Origin of the sequence: Serinicoccus sp. CUA-874 (assembly GCF_001942225.1) — a bacterium.
GTDB classification, from domain to species: Bacteria; Actinomycetota; Actinomycetes; order Actinomycetales; family Dermatophilaceae; genus Ornithinicoccus; species Ornithinicoccus marinus.
The window spans coordinates 1-1,586 of the sequence record NZ_MKJZ01000026.1 but is presented as its reverse complement, the minus strand read 5'-3'; the positions used below and the strand labels follow the sequence as shown (position 1 = coordinate 1,586).

Sequence of the window (1,586 nt, the reverse complement as noted above, 5' to 3'; positions counted from 1 at the left end):
CAGACCTCGTCTGTGCACCCTAGGGGTGGCCAGATGGTCTGGCTGGTTGTCTGCGCCGCCGCGGGTAGGACCTATGCAGACGCGTTGCCTTCGAGGTCCACACGCAGACCCGTCCACCCGTGGCGGGGCAGGCCCGAGCTATCGGCCAGCGGGAGCAGCACTACGAGTGCCGAGACGAGGTTCCGAGAACGGGCCGGCCACGCACGCGGCGTCAGGCGACCTGGCTGCTGGAAGGAGCAGCATGGTCACCACCATTTCTCGTCCCGGTCCTGCGCCGGGAGTCTTCATCGGGATCGACTGGGGCGGTCGCGAGCACCAGCTGTGCGCGGTGGACGCCTCCGGGGACGTCGTGGGCAAGGCGCGTGTCGAGCACACCGTCGCGGGCATGGCAGTCATCGACGACTTCATCACCACCACCGGCGCCACGACGCCGGTGGTGTGCGCGATCGAGCGTGGGGAGGGCCTGCTCGTCGAACACATCCAGGCGGCCGGGGTGCCGTTGTTCTGCATCAGCCCGAAGATCAGCTCCCGCGCCCGGGAGCGGTACCGGCTCGCGAACGCGAAGTCCGACGCGTTCGACGCGTTCGTCCTGGCCGACACGCTGCGCCACGAGCACCGGCACTGGCGAGCACTGTCCGTTCCCAGCGACGAGACCGCGACGATCGCCGCGTTGTCACGCGACCGGGAACGGATCGTGCACATGCAACGGATGGTGGAGTCCCGGCTGCGGGCCGTGCTCGAGGCCTATCACCCTGCGCCGCTGCACCTGTTCTCGTCCCTGGACCGCGATATCGCGTTGGCGTTCCTGCGCGACTACCCCACACCCGACGCCGCGCGGCGGGTCGGCCCCGAACGGATGGCCCGGTTCTGTCGCCGGCACGGCTACTCCGGGCGCACCGACCCCGGTGCGCTCGTTCAGCGGATGCGCCCTCACCTGCTGAACGCCGCGCCCGGCACCGCGACAGGTAAGCAGGTCGCCGCGCTGGCCATGGCCGACCAGCTCGAGCTGTTCAACCGGCAGGTCCGCTCGTATGACACCCTGCTCGCCGACGCCGTGGCCGTCCACCCGGACGGCCCGTTGTTCCTCAGCTTCCCCGGCATCGGACCCATCATCGCGGCCACGTTCATCGGCGAGATGGGCGATGACCGAGCCCGGTATCCCAACGCGGGCGCCATGCTCGCCGAGACCGGTCTGGCACCGGTCACCCGAGCGTCCGGGCGTACCCACCAGGTCCGGTTTCGGTACGCGGCGAACAAGCGGATGCGCCACGCCATCGACTGGTGGATGACGGTCGCTGCCCGAGAGGACGACTGGAGCAAGGCCGTCTATGACACGCCCGCGCCCACCGACAGAGCCGCTACCGCGCGTACCGCGGGCTCGGCGCGCGCTGGACCCGGATCCTGTGGCGAGCCTGGACCGACCACCAGCCCTATGACCCCACCCGAGGTCACAAGACGCTCACCGCCTGAACCCCATCGACCCTCAACTCCCGCAGCACACCACAACGCGGGAGCCAGCGGTGTGCCCAACCACAACCGTCACGAGATCGGATCCAGGCACAGCCAGGTTGACAGCGGGAGTCTGC

The 1,586-nt window shown here is 69.6% G+C and carries 1 protein-coding gene; it reads left to right on the top strand.

Annotation, left to right across the window (positions count from 1 at the left end):
- Positions 1 to 241 precede the first annotated feature (241 nt).
- On the top strand, positions 242 to 1,586 hold a 1,345-nt coding region (locus tag BJF80_RS08845; RefSeq protein WP_202817177.1), incomplete at its 3' end, for an IS110 family RNA-guided transposase.